This window comes from Gammaproteobacteria bacterium (genome assembly GCA_003696665.1).
Taxonomy (GTDB): Bacteria; Pseudomonadota; Gammaproteobacteria; order Enterobacterales.
This window is the reverse complement of sequence record RFGJ01000315.1, coordinates 1-1436: the sequence shown is the minus strand read 5'-3', so window position 1 is coordinate 1436 and position 1436 is coordinate 1. Positions and strand designations below refer to the sequence as shown.

Here is a 1436-nt window from a genome sequence, read left to right as displayed (position 1 = left end):
CTGGCTACCCCCGATTTTTTCACTCAAGGGCCAGACAAAGTTGGGCAATCTGACGTCGCTCATCTTTCAGAGTTAACCTTCGCAGCCTGATTTCCGCAAAAATTATTTTAACCGCCTTTGCCAGCTTGTAGTAAACAAAACCAATATACTCCTTGAGTTTGTGTCGACGATACACCACCTGTACTTTTAAGTGTTGCAATACTTCCAAACTCAATCCCTCCATATGCTGATAAAGAAAACTCATGGTCATCCAGAACAGCACATTAAAGTTTTTCAACGCCGTATAGCGCCGCAAACAAATGTCCTCCAGATGATAATCGCTTTTTATCTGTCGATGTACTTCTTCGATTTTCCAGCGATAGCCGTAACCCTGCATGGCGATTCTTACAGCCGCTGCTTCGGTCTCCGCCGGGATAAAACACAAATACCAGCACCACCCTTTTCCCGGCTCTCTGGCCGACACCAACCACAACGCTGTATCCATGGGGCCTGAACCATGTTCCCGCGGCAAATAAACCTGCCGGGCGCCACATTCAAATAGGCGAGCCTTTAACCTGTTTCTACGGCGCGTGTGAACTGTGATCCTATGCGGACGATTGATGCGCTTGGCATACTCTTTTAATTTCTTTAGCTCATTGTTTACATATATATGTCGCAACCCGGTTTGTCGTATGATAAAGTACTGTTTTTGTTTTATCCACGGCATCATCAACTTAATCCGATCACCGCCGCGATCATATACAAAAATCTGTTCCTTTTCAAGATGGCTCGATACTGTCGCCACTGACTCTAAAATCTTCTTGTTCTCTGAAAAGCCCTTACCGCCTTCTTTGTCTGTGGCAAACAAGGTACTCAGCATCGGCATGATGCTCGTCCCCGCTTCATCGACGCCGATTATATTGAACTGCCAGTATCCATTGCACAACTCACCGCTACTGCCGTCATGAACTCGTCCCAGCCCTTCCATCTTCTCCGCGTAGGCCTTGTTGATGTCGCTCATATCGCCGATCAAGTATTTCGCTTGACGGAACGTCCGTTTGTTCACCTCAAGGTGACAGGCTGTCAATTCTTTGTCAAGACCGACTCGACCCAGGTGGCTTGAAAGTCGTTCGGTTGTCTTTTTCAAACTCGTCTTTTCCTCAAGCGCTGAACCAATCTTGCTTAAATGAACATGCCCAGAGCGAAGAATGCCAAACGATATATCGCGAATGAATTTATATACCGGACGACTGAAATAACTTTTGTATTTTGCTGTAACTTGATTAAATTTTGTCAGGACTCGTTTTTTGATGTCCATAGGTTGCCTCCTTTTTATGGTTTTTGTCGACTATAATGAGGCTACCTTTTTTTATTTATTCAAGCTTTTTATCCGCTTTAGGTATAATATTTCTTAAACCTTATGAATTCATTGATCCCGGTTTTTCGGGGGTGTCCTG

Annotated in this window: 1 protein-coding gene; it reads right to left on the bottom strand. The window is 44.7% G+C overall.

Features of this window, described 5'->3' with window-relative positions; all coding sequences use genetic code 11:
• Window positions 1-19: 19 nt before the first annotated feature.
• On the bottom strand, window positions 20-1297 hold the full coding sequence (locus D6694_08460) for a hypothetical protein (GenBank protein ID RMH41946.1): 1278 nt from the start codon (window positions 1295-1297) through the stop codon (window positions 20-22).
• Window positions 1298-1436 lie beyond the last annotated feature (139 nt).

What these genes read in the sequence shown, in the direction of transcription:
- D6694_08460 (RMH41946.1), bottom strand. Translation starts at nt 1,297, where the DNA reads ATGGACATCAAAAAACGAGTCCTGACAAAATTTAATCAAGTTACAGCA.